The organism is Rhizobium ecuadorense, from assembly GCF_001187535.1.
GTDB lineage: Bacteria > Pseudomonadota > Alphaproteobacteria > Rhizobiales > Rhizobiaceae > Rhizobium > Rhizobium ecuadorense.
This window is the reverse complement of sequence record NZ_LFIO01001297.1, coordinates 1-838: the sequence shown is the minus strand read 5'-3', so window position 1 is coordinate 838 and position 838 is coordinate 1. Positions and strand designations below refer to the sequence as shown.

Sequence of the window (838 nt, the reverse complement as noted above, 5' to 3'; positions counted from 1 at the left end):
AGCATCCTCGTCGCCCTGCTGCTTGCACGCGGCCGCTTCTGGGGTAAATCGCTGCTGAACGGCGTCGTTCACTTGCCGCTGATCCTGCCCCGGTCACAGGCCAACCCGAACCGGCGCAACCACACGGTTGACACGCCACGCTGGCCTCCGCTGTCCTAAGCTCGTTCACGTCCGCACCGGAGGGGCAACCTCCGGCTTTCGCTGGTGAATTGGGCGAGAGTAATGTATTTCCCGTCACTTTTAAGTATTATGAGCAGCCATTGGAAATATAGCTCGTATAGGTGAGGAGCTAATTCCGCGCGCTGTCGTCAACTCTTGGCGAATGGTTTTGCTGCTCAAGCATTGCGGACACCGTCCATCTCGTCTGAATGGACCTGATTGGGATGGCGAAACTCCAGCCTTTCGGCCCCGCAAAACATATGTTTTGCGGGGCCGAAAGGCTGGAGTTTCGCCATCCCAATCAGGTCCATTCAGACGAGATGGACGGTGTCCGCAATGCTTGAGCAGCAAAACCATTCGCCAAGAGTTGACGACAGCGCGCGGAATTAGCTCCTCACCTATACGAGCTATATTTCCAATGGCTGCTCATAATACTTAAAAGTGACGGGAAATACATTACTCTCGCCCAATTCACCAGCGAAAGCCGGAGGTTGCCCCTCCGGTGCGGACGTGAACGAGCTTAGGACAGCGGAGGCCAGCGTGGCGTGTCAACCGTGTGGTTGCGCCGGTTCGGGTTGGCCTGTGACCGGGGCAGGATCAGCGGCAAGTGAACGACGCCGTTCAGCAGCGATTTACCCCAGAAGCGGCCGCGTGCAAGCAGCAGGGCGACGAGGATGCC

General features: G+C 57.6%; 2 pseudogenes. One reads left to right on the top strand and one right to left on the bottom strand.

Annotation, left to right across the window (positions count from 1 at the left end):
• Positions 1 to 90 (top strand): annotated as a pseudogene (locus AF337_RS45695) (molybdate ABC transporter permease subunit); the annotation flags it as partial.
• A gap of 658 nt (positions 91 to 748) precedes the next feature.
• On the opposite strand, the pseudogene AF337_RS45690 reads toward AF337_RS45695, so the two are convergent.
• A pseudogene (locus AF337_RS45690) lies at positions 749 to 838 on the bottom strand (molybdate ABC transporter permease subunit); the annotation flags it as partial.